Annotated in this window: 11 protein-coding genes; 4 read left to right on the top strand and 7 right to left on the bottom strand. The window is 65.2% G+C overall.

Features of this window, described 5'->3' with window-relative positions; genetic code table 11:
• Nucleotides 1-119: 119 nt before the first annotated feature.
• The 3 genes from A5779_RS20185 to A5779_RS20195 are packed head-to-tail and all read right to left on the bottom strand — an operon-like array spanning nt 120 to nt 6217.
• Nucleotides 120-3230, bottom strand: a complete 3111-nt coding sequence (locus A5779_RS20185) for a type I restriction endonuclease subunit R (protein WP_064884987.1) — start codon at nt 3228-3230, stop codon at nt 120-122.
• Nucleotides 3231-3233: 3 nt separating this feature from the next.
• A complete protein-coding gene (locus tag A5779_RS20190) occupies nt 3234-4484 on the bottom strand; it encodes a restriction endonuclease subunit S (RefSeq protein WP_064884989.1) in 1251 nt (416 codons plus the stop codon).
• Complete coding sequence (locus A5779_RS20195; RefSeq protein ID WP_064884991.1) at nt 4481-6217, bottom strand: type I restriction-modification system subunit M; 1737 nt, start codon at nt 6215-6217, stop codon at nt 4481-4483. Before A5779_RS20195 ends, A5779_RS20190 begins: the two co-directional genes overlap by 4 nt.
• A 168-nt stretch (nt 6218-6385) precedes the next feature.
• Here A5779_RS20195 and A5779_RS20200 point away from each other — a divergent pair, with 168 nt between their 5' ends.
• Nucleotides 6386-6943, top strand: a complete 558-nt coding sequence (locus tag A5779_RS20200) for an Imm61 family immunity protein (protein ID WP_082941768.1) — start codon at nt 6386-6388, stop codon at nt 6941-6943.
• 206 nt (nt 6944-7149) lie between these two features.
• Complete coding sequence (locus tag A5779_RS20205; RefSeq protein WP_064884995.1) at nt 7150-9684, top strand: DEAD/DEAH box helicase; 2535 nt, start codon at nt 7150-7152, stop codon at nt 9682-9684.
• Nucleotides 9685-9846: 162 nt separating this feature from the next.
• Here A5779_RS20205 and mobF read toward each other — a convergent pair whose 3' ends face one another.
• Entirely contained in the window at nt 9847-15636 is a 5790-nt protein-coding gene (mobF, locus tag A5779_RS20210) for a MobF family relaxase (protein WP_064884997.1), read from the bottom strand.
• A 242-nt stretch (nt 15637-15878) separates the two neighbouring features.
• Between mobF and A5779_RS20215 the strand changes: the two genes are divergently transcribed.
• Both A5779_RS20215 and A5779_RS20220 read left to right on the top strand, forming a co-directional pair.
• Complete coding sequence (locus A5779_RS20215) at nt 15879-16340, top strand: hypothetical protein (RefSeq protein WP_064885005.1); 462 nt, start codon at nt 15879-15881, stop codon at nt 16338-16340.
• A gap of 124 nt (nt 16341-16464) precedes the next feature.
• Nucleotides 16465-16992, top strand: a complete 528-nt coding sequence (locus A5779_RS20220; protein WP_236734827.1) for a hypothetical protein — start codon at nt 16465-16467, stop codon at nt 16990-16992.
• A gap of 195 nt (nt 16993-17187) precedes the next feature.
• Here A5779_RS20220 and A5779_RS20225 read toward each other — a convergent pair whose 3' ends face one another.
• The 3 genes from A5779_RS20225 to A5779_RS20235 form a co-directional block, all read right to left on the bottom strand.
• On the bottom strand, nt 17188-17745 hold the full coding sequence (locus tag A5779_RS20225; protein ID WP_064884999.1) for a hypothetical protein: 558 nt from the start codon (nt 17743-17745) through the stop codon (nt 17188-17190).
• 381 nt (nt 17746-18126) lie between these two features.
• On the bottom strand, nt 18127-18477 hold the full coding sequence (locus tag A5779_RS20230; protein ID WP_064885001.1) for a hypothetical protein: 351 nt from the start codon (nt 18475-18477) through the stop codon (nt 18127-18129).
• Nucleotides 18478-18917: 440 nt separating this feature from the next.
• Entirely contained in the window at nt 18918-19238 is a 321-nt protein-coding gene (locus A5779_RS20235) for a hypothetical protein (protein WP_064885003.1), read from the bottom strand.
• Nucleotides 19239-19339 lie beyond the last annotated feature (101 nt).

Genomic DNA, 19339 nt, shown 5'->3' on the forward strand with positions numbered 1-19339 from the left:
TCAAGCAAGTCGCTTCGACGACGACCTCGGTGACGCAAACGGTCCGGATATCGAGAGCGATCCGATGGCCGCTCGCGACGAATCCGAAACTGACGCCGACGAGTAATGCTGCCCCAGAGTTAGGTCTTTTCGTTGTCTCCAGAGACGACTTGGTAGAACCATTTCGCGATGTCGGAAATCAGATGCGACCGGCCAGGTGCGCTGGTGAAGAAGTAGTCGCTCATCTTCTCGTGGGCACCTTGGTTGTCGGCGACCGCGCCGGTTACGGCGTCGTCGAAGTCGGGTGACTCGACGAACTGTTTGGGGGTGTTGACCTTTGCTTGCTGTACCAGCGCCTCGTCGCTGAGGAGCGTTCGCAGAAGGGCTTCGAGGAACGAGATCTTCTGCGCCTGGGTGAAGTCCTCGGATCCGAAGAGGTCGTTGAGTCGGTCGAGAACCTGTTGGAAGGCAACCATTTTCGGGTCGCGGGCCTCGCCTGAGCCAGCGGCCGTGACGCCGGTCAGTCCGACCTTGGCACCGAGACCGATGTCGGTCTTTCCTTTGTCGACCTGTTTGACGTGCTTGAGCACCACGTCGGATAGGTCGATAGGCGCGGTGTAGTTCTCCGACTGAATGACCCGGTCGAGTAGGCGCAGGTAGATCTGCTTCTTCTCCAGCTCTGCGTCGCCGTAGTCGATGATCTGGGACATGAAGTCGTAGAGACGGACGAATGAGCCGACGTCCTTGCGGAACATGTCCAGTTCGGCGAGGGCGGCCTTGTCGCCCTCGCCCCCGTTGTGGATCAGTGCCGCCGTGTATCGCTCGGCGAACCGTTTCTGCCCTGGTCCCACCGCTCCGGCAAGGGCGCTGTTGCCCTTGCCTTTCACAAACGCCTCGGCGCACTGGTCGATCTCGGTCTGGGTGTAGATCGCGGCGGTGTCGAGTTTCGCGGCCAGATCGTGTACGAGGTTCGGGTCGGTCGCCGTCTCCAGGAAAGCATCGGTGAAGTACGGCTCGAAGGCATCCTTGATGGCCGCTGGTTCGTTGACGAAGTCGACGACTTGGGTCATCGCTGCGGTTTTCGAGACACCGGACGGAGTGCGGTAGGTGCGGTTGAGGCGCGACAGGGTCTGTACCGCAGTGACGCCGGACAGGATCCGGTCTACGTACATTGCGCACAGCAGCGGCTGGTCGAACCCGGTCTGAAACTTGTTGGCGACAATCATCACCTTGTACTGATCGCCCCGGAACGCGGTGCGCAGGTCGTGCACGCCGGGGTTCATGGATGCCTCGGTGAAATCGTCGGGCCCGGATTCGGGATCCTGTACGGCCCCGGAGAACGCGACCAGGGTGCCGTAGCCATAGCTCTTCTTGGCGATGTAGTCGTCGATCGCGATCTTGTACCGGACCGCGGCCTTTCGGGAGTCGGTGACCACCATTGCCTTGGCGTGCCCGTCGAGCAGGTGCGCGACGTTTGCACGGAAGTGCTCGACGATGATCGCGGATTTCTGGCTGATGGTCTGCGGGTTCAGCTTGACCCACTTCATCACGGCCTTGGTCGCCTCGGACTGGTCCACTTCTGTGCCGCCGCCGGCGTTCTGCCCGATCTGGAATGCCAGCTTGAACGAGTGGTAGCCGGTCAACACGTCGAGGATGTATCCCTCCTCGATGGCCTGCTTCATCGTGTAGACGTGGAACGGCACTGGGTTCTCGCCCGGTGTCGGCGCGCGGCCGAATAGTTCTAGAGTCTTGCCTTTCGGGGTGGCGGTGAACGCGAAGTAGGAAATGTTCTGCGATGCGGCGCGGTCGGTGGCTTCGGCGGCGAGGATCGCTTCGACGTCGACACCTTTGCCTTCCTCGATCTCCTGCAGCTCCTCGGCGCTCAGGACGGCTTTCAGCTTGCCAGCGACCTGCCCGGACTGCGACGAGTGCGCCTCGTCGGCGATGACCGCGAATGTCTTGCCCTTGAGGCCCTTGTTCTTTCGGATCTCATCCATCGCAAATGGGAACGTCTGGATGGTGACGACGATGATCAGCTTGCCGTCGGTGAGCGCCTTCGCGAGCAAGCCCGACTTGGAGCCGCCGGACTTGGCGGCCGCATCCCGGTCGATCGCGACGACGATGCTCTGGTCGTTGTCGATCTGCTTGATCGCGTCCTGTAATTGCGCGTCGAGGACGTTGCGGTCGGTGACCACGATGACCGAGTCGAAGACCTTCTTGTTGTCGACCTGCAGCCGGGCCATTCGGTGTGCGGTCCAGGCTATCGAGTCGGTCTTCCCCGATCCGGCCGAGTGCTGGATCAGGTACCGCTTTCCGATTCCTTCGGTGGTGACTGCGGCGGTGAGCTCGGTGACTGCCTCCCACTGGTGGAATCGCGGGAACCGCATCGTCGACGACTTCGTGGTTTTGCCGCTGATCGGGTCCGTCGACATCTCGTGCTTGATGTACATCAGCCGGCCCAGGATGTTCAGCCACGCGTCGCGTTGCAGCACCCGCTCCCACAAATAGGAGGTTCGTGACCCTTTTGGGTTCAGCGGGTTTCCGGCGCCACCGGTCTCCGTCCCGCGGTTCAACGGTAGGAAATGCGTCTTTTCCCCTGCCAGCTTGGTGGTCATCCACACCTCGTCGTTGGACACTGCGAAGTGCACCAACGCCCGCGCACCGGAAACGAACAGCGGCTGCGCCTTTCCTGTAACCGGGTCTTTCGGCAGCCGGGAGGCGCGGTATTGGGTGATCGCATCCGCAACGGTCTGGGTGAAGTCGGTCTTCAGCTCGGCAGTGGCGACTGGAAGACCGTTGACGAAGAACACCAGGTCCACAGACCGGTTATCGGCTGTGGAGAAGTGCACCTGCCGCATCACCCGCAGCCGCACCGCAGCGTACTCGGCGTTCCGCTTCTCGTTGAGTGTCGACTCCGGCCGGAACACGCACATCTGGAACTTCGCTGCCAAGTGCGAGAAGCCTTTGCGGAGCAAGTTGAGGGTACCGCCCCCGTTCTCCAGCGGGGTGTCGAGCACTTTCACTATGCGGTCCAGCAACTGATCTTGTTGCTTGGCAATGTCTTTCGAGCCGGGCTTGACCACCTTCTCCAGCTGGTCGGGCTGCGTGTCCTCAAGCCAGGCGAGGACGTCCTCACGGAACAGCGCCCGCTCCTTGTCGTAGCCTGCACGGTCCGGCGAGTACTCCCAGCCATGCTCGGCGAGGTGCTCGGCGATCTCCTTCTCGAACTCGATCTCGTTGTGTTGCGCCATGTTTCATGCCACCTCCTTGCGCACGTCGATCTGCCCGGTCACCGCGGCGGTGATCAGCGCAGAACGACGCTCACGTGCGAGCTCGATGAACTGCTCCGTCTCGGCGATCAGGGTGTCAATCTTCGATGTCTGCTCGGAGAGATGGGTAGCGATTCGCCGTTGCTCAACGAGTGGAGGATGAGCCACACGGAACCGCTTCAGTTCCTCGCAGGTCAACGCTCCCTTGGTTGACCCGTTCTCGTCACTGATCGCGCGCAGTTCGGCGTAGGCGGCGGTGAGAGACCACAGCAAGTACTCGGAGTCCCAGAAATCGGCGTCCGGGGTCACATACGCCACGTGTTGATTGATTGTGGCTTCGATGTCCAGGACGGTCGCCATCCCGCGGGTCTTGCCCTGGCCTGTCAGTGCAACGAGCAGAGACCCAGGAGGAACGAACGGAAGATGGCACTGCGTGACAGCGGCGTCGGTGACGAATTGGGTGGCGGCACCGACGCGGTCCTGATTGACCACCGAGCTGTTCAGCCAAGGGATATGCCCATTCTCCCAGAACGCCTCGTTCTCGCGGCGGGGAGTGGAGCCGTTGCCGATTCTCGTTCGTCGGCCGAGTTTGTCAGCCGCGACAGATCCAGAGCGAGGGTCAGGAACACACGTGCGAGCAACGGAGGTACGCCGTTCCTGCAGCATGTCGATGAGCCGCTTCTGCTCCTCGATGAGCGTGTCGATCCGGGCCGTCTCCCGATCCAAGAATTCGGCGACGCCACGCTGCTCCTCGACGGGCGGAAGTAAGACTGGCAACTGTCGGTATGAGTCATTGTCGATCTCGACTTGGCCAATCCGAACTCCACGCGAGATCAGAGCGTAGGCGTGGGTGTAGGGGACCGAGCGAAACAGCCAGTTCAGATAGTCGGGGTTCTGAGCGTGCCTGGGGGCGAAGCAGATGTAGTGTCCGGACACGATCCCCCGCAGCGGCGAAATCCCCACGGAGCCCTGCCATGCCTTCATCCGGTTCGTGACCAACCACCCGGGATGCACCAGCTGGTAGATGCTCCGGTTCTCGGCGGTCTGGTTCAGGTTGTCGCGGGAGGACTTGGCCACAACGCCGTAGTCGCGGAACACCGACAACATCTGTTCGTCGGGGTGGTCGACGTCCTTTATGCGCTCGAACATGGACCACAGCGGGCGCACAGTCCAGCCCGCCGGAACGGTCGGCAACCACGTCGTGGGCTGGACGGTCTGCACTGTCGTCGTGCTCACCCCTCCACCTCCCGCAGCAGCTCCATGATCTTGGCGACCTGCTTCTCCAAGTCGGCGTCGATCTCGGCGAGCGGCCGGGGAGGTACGTACTTGGAGAAGTGCCGGGTGAACGGGATCTCGTATCCCACTTTGGTCTTCGCGGTGTCGATCCACGCGTCGGACACGTGCGGGAGCACTTCGGCGTCGAAGTACGCCTTGATCGTCTCCGCTCGGCCGGCGTCACCGTCGGTGTTCCCGCCGTAGGTGAAGGGGATGTTCTCGGTGTCGCGCAGCTTCGTGTCCGGCTTCGGGTTGCCTTTCCGGTCCGTCGACACCTTCCCCGTCTCGGTCAGGAGCGGCCGCTCGACGGTGACGGTCCAGTACGCGAAGTCGTTGGCGGTGAACACCTTGGAGTAGTCCGGGTCGGCCTCGTCGAAGGCGTCGTACAGTGCCAGGATCTGGTCCCGGGACTTCGCGTCGACCTCCCTCCCCTTCGCGCCGAGGTTCTTACGCATCTTGGTCCAGAACGAGGTGGCGTCGATCAGCTGCACCTTGCCGGCACGCTCTGGGCGCTTCGTGTTGTCCAGGATCCAGATGTAGGTGGCGATGCCGGTGTTGAAGAACATGCTCGTCGGTAACGCCACGATCGCCTCGACGAGGTCGGATTCGAGGAGCCACTGTCTGATCTGGGACTGGCCGGACTCGGCGGCGCCGTGGAAGAGGGGCGAGCCATTGAGGACGATGCCGGCGCGCCCGCCGCCGTCGTGCGCGGGCCGCATCTTGCTGGCCAGGTGGGACAGGAACAGCATTTGACCGTCACCGATCGCCGGAAGGCCGTGGGAGAACCGGGAGTTCGGCGTGAACGCCTCTTTCTTCACCGACTCCTGGGAGGCCTTCCAGTCCACCCCATAAGGTGGGTTAGACATGCAGAAGTCGAAGGTCCGGTCGAAGAACAGGTCGTCGGCGAGGGTGTCGCCGAGCTTGATGTTGCCGGCGTCTTGCCCCTTAGCGATCATGTCGGACTTGCAGATCGCGTAGGACTGGTCGTTGATCTCCTGCCCATACAGACGCAGCCGTGCGTCGGGGTTGCGTTCGAGTAGTCGCTCCTCCGCGACGGAGAGCATGCCGCCGGTGCCGGCGGTGGGGTCGTAAATCGTCCGCACCGTGCCGGGTTCGAGCAGAGCTTCGTTGTCCTCAGCGAAGAGGAGATCCACCATCAGCCGGATCGCGTCACGCGGGGTGTAGTGCTCGCCTGCCTCCTCGTTGGATGCCTCGGCGAACTTGTAAATCAGGTACTCGAAGAGGTCGCCCATCTCGGCGTTGGGCACCACGTCAGGGTGCAGATCGACCTCGGCGAATTGCGACGCCACCAGGTACAGGCGGTTCTTCTCGTCCAGCGTGGCGAGTTCGTTCTCGAACTTGAACCGCTCGAACACGTCGATGTTCGCGGAGAATCCGGTGATGTAGTCCATCAGGTTCGCGCGCAGGCCCTCCGGATCCTTCAGCAGCGTCTTGAAGTCGAAGGCGCTGGTGTTGTAGAAGGCGAGGCCGGTCTTGCGCTTGACCTGCACGTCCAGGGCGCCGCCGGCGTACTTCTCGGCGAGCGTGCGGACCTCGTCGCGGGTGGGTTCGAGAATGCAGTCCAGGCGACGCAGGATCGTGAACGGCAGGATCACGCCGCCGTACTGGTGGGGCTTGTATACGCCCCGGAGCTGGTCGGCGATCCCCCATACAAAGTTGCCTAGCTTGCTCAAACCGCTACCCTCGCATTTCCCGCATTCGCACGTGTGCCGTGTGCTCCGCACTCTATCCAGGGCTGGCGCGGTCGACGGCAGCGTTCGGCCTCCTGACGCGGTCGAATCGACCCCGGCCACAATCCGGCCGCGTCTGGCGACTGTTGTTCGGCGTTAGTGTGGGCGGTCGTGACCGCCGCTCCATCCCTCAGCCTTGAGTGTTTGCGGTGGGCACAGGCTGCCGGCTTTGTCCACCGTGCTGACGAGGCTGCTGGCGTCACCGAGCTCAGATCGGAGCGCGGAGCGCCGGCAAAGTACCTCGTCCGCCGGCCCTCCACTCGTCGGCTAGAGCTAGTCGAAGTCGACGAGCTCCACGATGAGCGCTTGGTGCTGTTTGTCGCTGAAGCCGATGTTCTGGAACGCTACCTCTTCGGAATGTTCGGTGACGATATCCGTGCAGATGTGGACCTTCCTTTTGTCGAACTCCGTTGGGACAGAGGGTCATTAGCTACGGGGTACGAGATCGATGATACGAACCCGGCCTACCAGATCCTGACGGCAACCGATCGTGGTCCGGTGGCGGCGGTTCCCCGTTCTGAGGTCGGTCTGCTGGCATTGGTTCCGCTGTCGCATTTCCTCGCCTGGAGTCTGGCGGCGTTGAAGCGGTCGTTCCTCGATGAGCATTTCAGGCCGCTGTTGTCGGCGAGCGGTAGCTATGCGCCACCGGATCTACACAAACCCACATAGTCCATCGACGAGGGACGACCCTGCTACCGCTCCCGTGCGGGGGCCCGAGCGCTGAAGAACACCGGCACCACGCCACAAGCGGACCCTGGGCGTGCACACCGGCCCTTAGTGGCCATGCAGGTCCGGTCGTGGTTGGTGGATAGCGTTGCCCAGTAGACTCCCGGTTCTGGGCCAGCGGCCCATCGGGAGGGAGAGGTGCATCGGTCATGCCGCTCGATCTTGGTCGGATCAACCCTGGCAAAAGGTCCAAATTGCTGGAGCCCCGAGATATATTCGCGGCGCTGCCCGACAAGAAGTTCCCCAGACTGCGAGCCGAGCAAGGCGAAGTGCTCAAAGCATGGTTTGAGCGCCGCGACCAGCGTGACCTGGTTATCAAGCAGAACACGGGTGGCGGCAAGACATTGGTGGGCCTGTTGATTGGCCAATCGAGCCTCAACGAGGGTGCTGGGCCCGTGATCTATTTGGTCCCCGATCGCTACCTGATTACACAGGTGGTCGACACAGCTAACGATCTAGGGATCGCTGTGACGACCAACGTCAACGATGAGCAATTCCGAATAGGCCGCAGCATATGCGTGGCCACGTTCGACAAGGTTGTCAACGGCCGCACGACCTTCGGCGTCCGCGGGCGAACCCGGATCGTTCGGTTGGGCACGGTCATAGTTGACGACGCGCATGCAGCCCTGAGTGCCGCCCGCCACCAGTTCTGCCCCACTCTCCGGTCGGACTCCGAGGGATACGGCAAGCTCCTGAGCCTGTTTTCAGCTGACTTGAAACGCCAGAGCTTGCGCGGGTTCACCGAGCTAGAGTCCGGAGATCGCGGAACACCATTGCGAGTGCCACCCAGGGCTGTAGCCGAGCGTGTCGACGAGATGATGTCGATACTCTTGCCGCTGGGCGAGAACAGCGAGATCAAGTCGCTGTACTTCGGGTGGCCGCTGATATCCGAAGATCTGGCGCTGTCCGTAGTCACGTTCACCTCGCGGTCGGTGGAAATCAAAACACCATGTCCGCGAATCGATCTGATCGCAGCGTTCGCCGATGCGCCACGCCGGGTGTATCTGACCGCCACTCTGGCAGACGAAGGGGTACTCGTCACCGAGCTGGCCGCTGACGCCGGCACCGTCCGCAAACCAATCACCCCTGATCGCGCATCTGACCTTGGCGACCGGCTGATCCTCGCTCCACAGAGGATCAATCCAGACGTCGACGAGGAAGGTGTGCGGCAACTCGTTCGAGACTTTGCCGACGGCGACCGCAACGGTGACGCCACCCTGGAAGCAGACCCCATCAACGTCGTCGTTCTCGTACCCAGCAATGAACGGGCCAAGCTGTGGGAGCGGTTCTCCGACCACATCCTGCACGTCAATGACATGGGCCCGGTCATCGACCAGATGACCAGCGGCCAGCACGTAGGCGTAGCGGTCTTGGTCAACAAGTATGACGGAGTCGACCTTCCCGACAACGCATGCCGACTTCTGGTCATCGATGGCATCCCCACTCCTCTTTCGGGTAGCGAGCAACGTGAAGCCGCGGCACTGACCGGGTCGCCAACGTTCGATGCGAGGAAGGTACAACGGCTCGAACAGGGAATGGGACGCGGCATCCGCGATCTCCAGGACTACTGTGCCGTACTAGTTTTGACACGCGAGGCGGCATTGACGCTCAGCGACCCCAAGCGTCTCCAGTTCTATTCGCCGGTCACTCGCGCCCAGATTGATCTCAGCCAGCAGGTCGCCGACCAGATCGCCGCCGAGGGCCTTGACGAGATACGCAATGTGCTCGACATCTTCCTGGAGCGCGAAGAATCCTGGGTATCGGTCAGTCGCGCCGCCGTAGCCGATGTCGAGTACAAGCGAGACGGATGGGTCAGCCCGCATACCGAGGCACGCAGGCAAGCCTTCGACAAGGCCGTCGCGGGCGATACGAACGCCGCCGTGCAACTTCTACGTTCTAGCATCAGCTCATTGGCCGACGATCTCGAAAAGGGATGGGCCATGGAGGAATTGGCGGGATACGAACATCACATCGACCCGGCGGGCAGTCAGAAGACTCTCACCAATGCCCGGATATCAAACCCCGGGGTACTCCGCGCGGACGTTCCACCGGAACCAAGACGCACCAGAGGGCCGGCCCAGCAAGCCCAGGCTGCCGCTGCATACCTAAGCGAGAAATACGACACCTCGGTGACCCTGAGCCTCGGAATAGGTAGCCTGTTCGACAACATAGTCTGGGCCGTAGCCGAGACACATGACCTGGCCGAGGAGCAATTCCGCTTGCTCGGATTGCATCTAGGATTCGCGTCCAGCCGCCCTGAAAACGAAGAGAACAGCGGCCCCGACGTTCTCTGGGGGCTGTCGCCGACATCCAACGCTGTCATCGAGCTGAAAACGGAAATCACTCGCGAGAACCCTGTCATCAAGAAGATCGAAGAGGCTGGCCAGCTGCTGAGCTCTCTACAGTGGGACATTGACCGAAACCCAGACGTCACCACCCGGGTGCCGGTCTTAGTCCACCCCAGCGCGGTACTGAGCCCCAATGCCAGCCTGCCGCCGAAAGCACGCGCGATCACCCGATCGGACCTCGAATCCCTGCGAGCCGACGTAGAGAAGTTCGCGAAGGAACTCGCTGCCTCGGGTCGATGGTCTGATCCCGCAACGGTCCAAGACGCCTTGACGCGCAACCGGCTCACTGCCGGAGCCGTCATCTCGGCACACAGCACCGCTATTTCGAACGCCTGACTCAGGTAGGTGAGGGAACCAGGCCGCGGCCGGTGACGTCTAAACAGTCATGGACTTCGAGGAACGGCTCGCGCTGATCGCTGAGGGTGTGGATCCCGATGATCCGGCGGTGATGACGGCGCTCGACATGGTCCGCTGGGAGTTGCAGCTGTTGGGCACTGACTAGAGGTCGAGGCCGACGTCGGCGCCGCGGCTGCGATCGCGATCGGCGTCGAGAGCGCGGGCCCGGTAGTGGGTGATGTCGTGGTAGGTACGGCCCAGCTCGTCGCGACGCGTGAGCAGGTCGTTGGCCTCTTGTGCCACCTCACCGGCGGCCGTGGTGCTGGCGAGATGGTGCTCGACACGGTCGATCGCGGTACGCGCGGGCCTCTCGGCCGGGTCCGCGAGCCGGTGCGACCACGGCAGTTGGTTGTTGAGCATGTCGGTGAGACTGGCCTCGCGCTGGTTGTCGGCGCTGGTGACTAGGAGCAGTTTGGCGTTGGCGTCACCGGCAGCCTTCGTGAGGGCCTGCAGCTGGCGGGGGTTGAGTTGGTCGGCGTCGTCGACGACGAGCAGGGTGCCGGTGGGCAGTTTCCATTGCCCGTTGTCGAGCCGCTCCATTGCTTGGTCGGGGTTGGCGGTGGTGTCGGCGTAGCGGTGCTGTGCCGCATAGGTTTCGGCATCCTCGGTGGCCGGGATGGCCAGGATGCGGTGCTGGTTGCGCAGTGCGGTCGTGGCCAAGGCGCCGAGGACCGCGGCCTTGTCGGCGTTGGCTCCCAGATGTAGGGGTTGGACAGTTTGCGCGCTGCCGGCGATGTCGGTGACCGCCGCGGCCGCCGGTTGGTCGAGCTGGTCGAGGTCGGCCTCGCGCGTGGCATACATGGCGGCGGGGCTGCGGACGCCGGCCTCGTCGAGCATGTCGACTTCGCGGCGCAGTGCGGGAAGGTCAGCGACAAGGTCGTAGTCCACGCCGGGCCGGGTGCCGAATACGCGGGCGGCGGCGAGCTCGGCGCGCATGAGTTGGTTGTCGAGGTCGGTGGCCTCGATGCGAGCTTGGCGCAGCTGTTCGGCGTCAGCGCGCATTGCGGCGCTGCGGCGCTGCTGAATGTCGTGCTCGGTGACCACGCCTGAGGGTCCGCCGGCGATGTTCATCAAGGTCTCCTGAGTGGTGTCGCGCTGGTGGGCGGCGTCGGCGACCGCGACGGCGACCGCCGGTGTGTGCCGGGCAAGTTCGGCGCGGTGCTCGGTGAGGACCGCGACGAGATCGGTCTTGTTGTCGCGTTGGGCGGCGGTGATCTGTTCGTCGATGGTGGCGAGCAGGCGGTGGTGGGTTTCGCTGGTGTGCTCGGAGCGGACCCAGTCGGCGTGAGCGTGGGTGTAGGCGTGGGCATAGGGTCGCTGTTCGTCGCGGCGCCGGACCAGTTCGGCGAGCTCGGCGGCGAGGGCTTGTTCGGCGGGCCCGCCGCCGGTGTGCAGGATGGCGTGCTGCAGCTCGTTGACCCGGTCGCGTGCGCAATCGCGCGCGATGCGCAGCGCGAGGATGTCGGCGGGCCGGGTGGGAGCCGGCCGGTAGGGCAGCAGATCCTCGAAATCCCAGTCGCCAAGGTCGTCTTCGGCGTATCCGTAGGCATAATCGGCGGGATCCGGGGGCGCGTCCTGGTCGGCGTAGGCGGCCCCTTCGGGGGACGGCTCGGCAAGCAGATCGAGCTGGCTTCCGGCAGCGGAGGTTGCCCATTCGGCGGGATGCGGAATGTCGGTGTCGACCGTCGCGGCGTGCATGAGCAGTTCGATGCGGGTGGTGAGCAGCCGGGCGTATTCATCGGGTCGGAGTCCGCCTTCGGTTTCGGCGATCTCGCGCAGATGTTCACTGGCCGCTGCCAGCAGGTCGGCCGGCGGCCAATCGGATGCGGTGACGGCGGCGATGAGCCCGGGCCACGCCGGGTCTGCGATGACGGTTTCGGCGAGCTCGGAGCCGAGCAGATGGTGCAGTTCTGGGCTCCAGTCCGGACGCAGGCGGGGGTTGGAGCGTTCCAGTGTCGGCGGGGCCATGGTGCCTGACAGTCGCCACCACAGGGCAGCTGCGGGCAGTTCGTCGGGTAGCGGACCGTGGGCAGCCATCGCGGAGGCGAGCATTCCCGCGACGTCGGCACCGGCACGGGCCGCGTCGTCGATGTGAGCGGCCAGACGCGGCCAGTAGGGGTCGTTGGGAATGTGCGGGTTGAGCATCGCGGCCATGGTGCGCCAGCGCGAGACGCTGTCTTGGCTGTGCAGGATCGCGGCGTCGACGCGGCTGTGCAGAAGCTTCTGGAAGGCCGCGGAGCGGTTCGCGTGTTGCTCGCGGCCGGTGATACGCGTGTCGGCGGGATCGACATCGTGGGCGGCGCGGAACACGGCGATTTCGGCCATTAACTGGGGTTGGCCGTTGAGCAGTGGCCGCGCCCAGGACGGCGTGGTGGCCGGGGTCCACTCGCGTGCGGTATCGCGGATTTGCTCTGCCAGTTCGGTCACGAGTTGCGCTCGGCCGCCGAGGTATTCGGCCCATTGCGGGTTGTGTTGGACGGCAGTCGGGATGGCCGGCAGCCAGCGCAGCGGACCGACATTGGCGGCTGCGGAGCCTTCGGGGGTGGGCAGGCGCCAGTCGAGCACCGCGGCGACGTCGGCGGTGTCACCTAGCGGCTTGGCCGCGGCGTGCTGCAGTGCGGCGACGGGGTCGTGTCCGTCGAGTGCGAGCAGGGCTAGGTTGCGCCGCAGGACGGGCCAGGCTTCAGCGTCGGTGATGTCACCGACGATGGCGGTGGCGGCCTGGTCGATGCGGGCCATGGTGGCCGGCCCGGCGAGAACTTCGGCGGCCGCGGTGAGGGCGTCGGCATACATGCTTGCCGCACCGTGGAGCCGGCCGAACGGGTCGAGTTCGGCTTGCGCTGCGGTGGTGGCCGAGACCTGGCGGCCGTCGCGGCGAAGGATCGTCGAGAGGATGTCGACGGCGGTCGGGGGGTGGGTGGCTTTGGGCGCGAGGATGCGGTGCGGGTCAGCTTCGGATGTCGAGAAATAGAAGTGGTTTTCGTCGCGGGCTCGGGTACCGGCGACGTAGAGCTGCTGGCGGGTCAGGTGATCGGTGGCGACGATATGGCAGGTGCCTTTGATCTTCTGGGTGCCTGCGGTGAGGCCCTGGGCGGCGTTGATGGTGGATGCGTAGCCGAGGGTGGTGTTGGCCGTGACGTAGTCGGCGGGAAGCCGTATCGTCTTGGCCCGCCGGCCGGCGCCCAGGCGCGCGACGGTGATCGATCCGTCGCGGTGCACGGAGCGAATTTCGTAGCGGTGGCCGTTCTTGATCCAGGCACCGTTGGGCAGTCGCAGCCAGCGGGCGTTCTTGCGGGTAATGATCCAGTCTCCGGCCGATGCGGTCAGCCCGTCGGCCAGCGTGACGGTCCGTGAGGGCTTGGCTTTGGCATTGCGCAACCGGTCGAGTCGGGCGCGTTCGTTGAGTTCGGCGACCAGGTCGTTGGTGGGCGCCAACAGGACACTGCGGTGTCCGGCTTTGATGTCGTCGGCCCACGCTTGGTAGGCCATGTCGGCCGCTGTTTGGTCGGCTCCGACGTGAACGCGGCCGTGGTCGATGTAGTAGGCGATGCCCGCGGGGTCGCCGTCGCGGATGGCCAAGCTGGCCGCGCTCTGGGCGGGGTCGCGGAAGCGCACCACCGTGGAGAGCGTGAGGGTTTCGGGGCGGGTGGACAGGTCGGTGATGACGCCGCCGGCTGAGATCGACGCCAGCTGTTGATCGTCGCCGACGAGGCGCACGCTGGCACCTCGTGCGAGCGCGTGGGTGATCATTTCGTCGAGGTCGAAGGTGGAGGCCATACCCGCTTCGTCGACGATCAACAGGGTGTCGGGACCGATGGTGTTGAACCATTTGAGTGCCGGGTCGTTGGCCGCCACGGGGTGATCGGTGGGGGCGGACAGTTGAACGAATTTGGCCATGGTGTCGGTGGTGATGTGGGCGTCTTCGGCCAAGACTTCGGCGGCCGCCGCGGTTGGCGCCAGGCCGATGACGTTGCCGCCGCTGTTGATCCACGCGGCGGCGAGAACGGACATGGCGGTGGTTTTTCCGGTGCCGGCGGGGGCAAGTGCCAGTTGCAGCCGGGCCCCGGAGGTGGCCATGCCGCGCACCAATGCTTGCTGGGCTTCGTTGAGCTGCAAGCCGCTTTGGGCGTGCTGTTCGAGCATCGCCAAACCGATGCTGGTGTCGTCTGCGACACGGCCGCCACACTGTTCGGCCGCGGCCAGGATGCGGCGTTCGGCGGCCCGGATGGCTTCGCTGGTGTAGCGGGTCGAATCGTGGCGGGTATAGACCGAGACGCCATCGCGGCGGCGCAGCACCGTGGGTTCGTTCATCTCGGTGTCGGCGTGGGTGGTGATGGTGATGCTGCAGGCGTCAAGAGCATGGTTGACGATCCGCTTGAGGATCTCGGGATCGCCGTGGCGCTCGGTGCCGCGCAGTACCCGCTGAGCCTCGGCCCGGACATGGTTGATGCCCCATTCGGCCCGGTCGTGGGAGACCCGGTTGATGACGGCTTCGGCTTGTTCGGCAACCCATTCGGAGGTGATGGCGGGCTGGCGTCGGGGTCGCGCGCGGTGGGTGACGTCGGTGATCAGCCGGGCCAGTTTGCGGTGGCTGCCGATGAGTTCGATGGCCTCGGTTCGCCACGTCTGCCGCTGCTCGCCAAGGCTGCGCGGCTCGTGTTTGGCCTGCCGGGTGTCGAGGGTGGCCTGCTGAGAAAGGGCGAGCATCTCGACGGCGCTGGGCTCACGGCCGTGCTCGACCTGGAACGCCTTCGCCAGGTCTGCGACACGGTGTTCGATCGCGGCGCGTCGGGCTGACCAGCGCTCGATGAGTTCGACCGGGATTCCGTCGATTTCGCGTACCGGCCGTTTGTCGTTCTTGGCGCGGGTTTCGGCGAACTGCACACCGAGTGCGGCCATGAGGTGGGCCTCGAGTCGGGTGTTGTAGAGCTCGGAGGCGGCGACGGCGGCCTTGTGCAGGGGGTCGCCGTCCAGGGCCAGCCAGCGCGGAATTCCGTCGGCCCCGATGACCCGCACCTTGTTGCTGATCGCGACGTGGGTGTGCAGGTTGGGATCTCCGGCGCGGGAGTCTCGGTGGTCGAACGCTGCGGCGATGAATCCGGTGGTGTCGACCTGGGCGATTCCGTTGGCTCCCATGCGGGAAAACGCTGCGTGTTCTTCCAGGAATGCGAGGGCGTCGGCGACGGCTTGGTGGTGCGCGGCGAGGATGGTTTCCGAGATTTCTCGGGGCGCAACAGCCCACAGCACTGACACCGATTTGACCGGGGTGAACGTGAGGTCGTAGCCGGCGACGGCTTGGGTTTGGGCGCGGGATTTGCGGGCGATGAAGCCGGTCAGTTCTCGCTCGTCGGCCGGTGGGCGACCGTACTGGTCGGCGAACATTTCACGGGCGACCGCTGTTTTGATGCGGGCACGTTCGTCGGGTTCGAGGGAGGCTTGACGGTCGCGGCCGAGGGTGGCGTTGAAGTCGGCGTAGCCCTCCCGAAGGCGGCGCATCCATTCGTTGTCGGTCTTGTTGACGCGGAACGGCCGGCCTAGTCGGGCGGCGGCGATGGCGCCGTTGTGCACGAGTCCGAATCCGGTGAGCCGCTCGGTGATTCGGTCGGCGTTGGGGTGCAGGCCTTCACCGAAGAGGGCCTTCATCTGGTCCTCGGTGACCTCGGAGCCTTCGGGGACCGACCACAGCTCGGCGACCATCGGATCGCCTGCGTCGCGGCCTGCGGGTTCACCGAGTCCGGGCAGGCCGCTGCCCATCCAGCGACCGGGGGTTTCGCCTTTTTCGCTGTAGTAGTCGGCCAGGCTCGATTTGCCGCGGTGGGTGTCGTCGGACGCAGCGACCTGGCGAATCAGGTACGTATACCCGTCGCCCGCGCTTAATTTGTGCAAGCCCATCACTGCGTCATCACCCGGGTCCGAGCCAAAGGCTGGCCGGGGAGTTATACGACAGCCGTTATCAATTTGTGACCTGAATGCAAGAGGTGTGATGTGCGGTAGTGGGGTGGAGGTTGTCGGGAAGGGCGGCAGGGCTGGTGTGGTTGGGGACGGGACTGAGGCGATAGGAGCGATGGAGGGCGAAGGAAGGAAGTTGAGTTTGGGTGCGGCATAAGGCGTAAGCAGGGGGCATGGTGGGCCGCATGGCGAACAGTCGAGTTTCGAAGGCGGCACGTAAGGCGGCTCGCGAGGCTGCAGCTGCGGCGCAGGAAGAGCAGGCGCGGCGACAGAAAGCGAACGTCGAGGATCTGGCGAGATTCTTTACGGCCAAGCAACGCGTCGACGACGTCGACGACTGGCTGGCCGAAAGGGTCGAGGAGCTGAAGGCGCGTGCGACGCAGCGCCGCGACGAGGAGCGCACCGCGTGCGGTGTCGCGCTGAAGGCGATGCAGGACCGCGGCGAAAGTGTCCGCGAGATCGCCCGCATGGCCGGCGTCGGCGAAAAAATGGTCCGCGAGCTGATCAAGCTGGCGGTCGAGCCGACCGCGGAGCCGGCCCCGCCGGCGCAGCAGGACGGCCAGACCGAAGCGGAGCCGGTCGTGGACGCGAGGCCGCAGGCCGACGCGGACGAGACGAGCGGCTTTGAGGTCCGCGCGGCCGGCTGACCGCACATGTCGGTGGTGACCTTCACAATGGTGGGCGCAGATGTCGATGTCGCGAGGCGGGACGCGGTTCGGTACGAACCGGAGTTCGGCCGGCGCGTTAGGGTGACAGGAGACCGTGACCGCCGTGGGGGTTTCGCAACCACTACGCCTGGTGGTGAATCCGAAGATTCACGCCGACGAATTGGAGCGGTTCGAAGCCGAGATCGTGCGCGGCCCGGGCCCGGAAGACTGCGCGATCTGGACGGGCGCGATCGGTGGCGATGGCTACCCGAGATTCTGGGTGCGACGTGACGGCGGCGACCGGATCATGCTGCGAGGCAACCGCTACGCCTTGGCCGCAGCGCGGCCAGGCGTGCCACTGGAACCATGGGAACGAGCGCTGCACGGCTGCGACAACCCGGTCTGCGTGCGCGTGAGCACGCACGGTGAGGTCGGTCTACTGCATCTGGTGACCGGTTCGCAGCGAGACAACATGGAGATGATGGGTCGGTCGGGGCGAGGCGGCGGCAGAACGACAGTTCGCCGCGGTGAGCACGGCGTGGCCGACCGGCGAGCGCGCGCGGTAGCGCTGCGCGAAGCGGTACGGCACGGCTGGGACGCAGAAGCGGTCGCGGCCGCGCTGCTGGGATCACCCGAACCGACGCTGTGGTGAGACCGCGGGCGCGCGGCGCAGGCGAGACGCCGGCCGAAGGCCTGGCGGAGCCGCGGCGAGTCGCCCGCCACCGGCCGAGCATCGAACGATGGGCCACGGCTGTCCGCCGAGTGTGAGGGTCGCGTGGGCGCGGCGCGTGATGGTTCCGGGCCCGACCCGAGTTGCGAGCCGGGCCCGGAACGTTGAGCGGAATCGTCAAGCAACACTTGCCGCCTGGGTCTCGACGGTGACGGCGTGCCGTGTGGCGGCGTCGATGTCGACGTTGGCGAGTAGGACGTGCAGCCCGCGTGCGGGCGTCCAGGAGCTCAGCGACCAGTGCGCGTTGTGAGGGTCGCGGCCGGCGACCCAGTCGTGGTTGAGGAAGTACTCGGCGGTCCCCGCGGCGGTGAACCCGATGCGGTTGCGCGGCACCGTCTCGGACTGGGCAGGGTTGGCAGTGCTGCGCTGCCACCAGTGCGCGGGTGGCGTGATGGCCCGTTTCCAGAGCAGTCCGGCGCTGCGGAACTGCGCGATGTGGGAGTCGATGACGCCGCCGTTGATCGGGGTGGAGGCGACGGCGGATGCGAGCACGTGAGTGGCGTCGTCTCGGGCGACGACGAGGACGTCGTGCTGGCCGTCGCGCAGGCGATGGCGGGCGGTGGTGATGAGGCCGGCCTGGGGGCTGGCTATGCGGTGGGTTCCGAAGACTCGGAGTTCGACGTTGTCGATGGCGAGTGCTTGGAGTTGGGCGGCGAGCCGGTAGGTGTGCGACATGGTTTTTCTCCGTTCGTGTCGGGAGTGGTTGCGCCGGTTGGCGTGTGGATCAGGGGGACCGGCAGGGTGGCGCGGTCAATCCCCGAAGAGCGCGCGATCGTGGGAGCCGGGGTTTCGGCCCGCGAGCGGCAGCGAGCTTTGATAGGGCCGAAACGGTCACTCGGCCGGCGGACACCAGCTCGCGTGTGGGTTGACCGTGACGGGTCCCGGCCGGTCAGACTGAGCCACGCTGACAGGCAAATAAAGGTGAGCGGGCACCCAACCCCGATGGCCACCGCAGGTGGCCACAGCGGGCGCACCTAGTGCACCGCCACCACCCACACACCGGAAGACAAAGAAAGCCCGGCCAACCCCGAGCGGGGCCGGCCGGGCCAGCGCGCGTTAATTCGCGATCGCGGCGGCGAGTTGGTCTGCGGTGAGGGGGTTCCATCCGCTGCTGGCGCATGCCCAGGCGGTGTTGCCGATCCGGACGACGTCACCGACGGAGAGACTGCGGTGTCCGGTGAGGTGGTATTGCTGGGCCCACATCGTGGTGGGCTCGTCGATGTTGAGTTCCTCGAAGATGGTTTCGAGAGCGGCCATCACGGCGGTGCGGCCTGGTCGTGTGTTCTCCGGTACCGGCATGTGGAAGTGGATGACGGGGTGGAGCTGGGCGGGAGCGTGGCGGTTGAAGCCGAGGGTGCTTAGAAGTGCGGTGTTGAGATACACGGTGGTGGTGATCTGTGCGGGCATGGTCGGTCCTTCCGTTTGGTGTGGTGACTGGTTGCGCTGGTCAGCGCTGGGGGTGCGGTCAATCGGTTGGGTGGCGATGTCAACCCCGAAGAGCTCGGGGTGGTGGGAGCCGGGGTTTCGGCCCGCGAGCGGCAGCGAGCTTTGATAGGGCCGAAACGGTCACTTGGCCGGCGGACACCAGTCCGGGCGTGGGTTGACCTCGACGGGCCCCGGCCCGATTACGCTTGGCACCCCTGCTGACGGCTAAAAAGGTGAGTGGCTACCGTCTTTCGGGCCACCGCAGGTGGCCATCTGCCGGCCGCACCTAGTGCGCCGCCACCACCACACCGGAAGACGAAAATGGCCGGGCCGACCCCGGTGCTGGTGGGGTCGGCCGTGGTTGAGGGCAGGGCGAGCTGCCCCGCCGGCTGTGGGAGCTGGCGGGGCGTGCTCACGAGCGGCTAGTCGATCGTGTAGCCGGCGCCCTCAAGCGCCGCGGTGGCGGTGAGGATGCCGCGTCCTCCGCCGACGTCGTCGGCGTCGTAGAGCAGGCCTTCGCCTTCCAGTCCGAAGATGAGGGTTTCGGGACCGAAGTCGGTTTGTTGTCCGCTGCGGTCGGTGCTGGATACGACCACGGTGGTGTATCCGCGTAGCGCGGGGGTGAGCAGGTACAGGTCGGCCTGGCCGAAAAAGTCGACGACCGTGCCGTCTGACTTGCGGTGCACGAGGTTGCGGGCAGCGCCCAGGTGGCGGGCACGGCCGGTGGCGGCGTTTATGGACATGGTCTCCCCTTTCGGTTGTGCGCTGCTGGTCAGCGCTGGGGGTGCGGTCAATCGGTTGGGTGGCGATGTCAACCCCGAAGAGCTCGGGGTGGTGGGAGCCG

This window comes from Mycolicibacterium peregrinum, assembly GCF_001665625.1.
In the GTDB taxonomy this organism is placed as follows: Bacteria; Actinomycetota; Actinomycetes; order Mycobacteriales; family Mycobacteriaceae; genus Mycobacterium; species Mycobacterium peregrinum_B.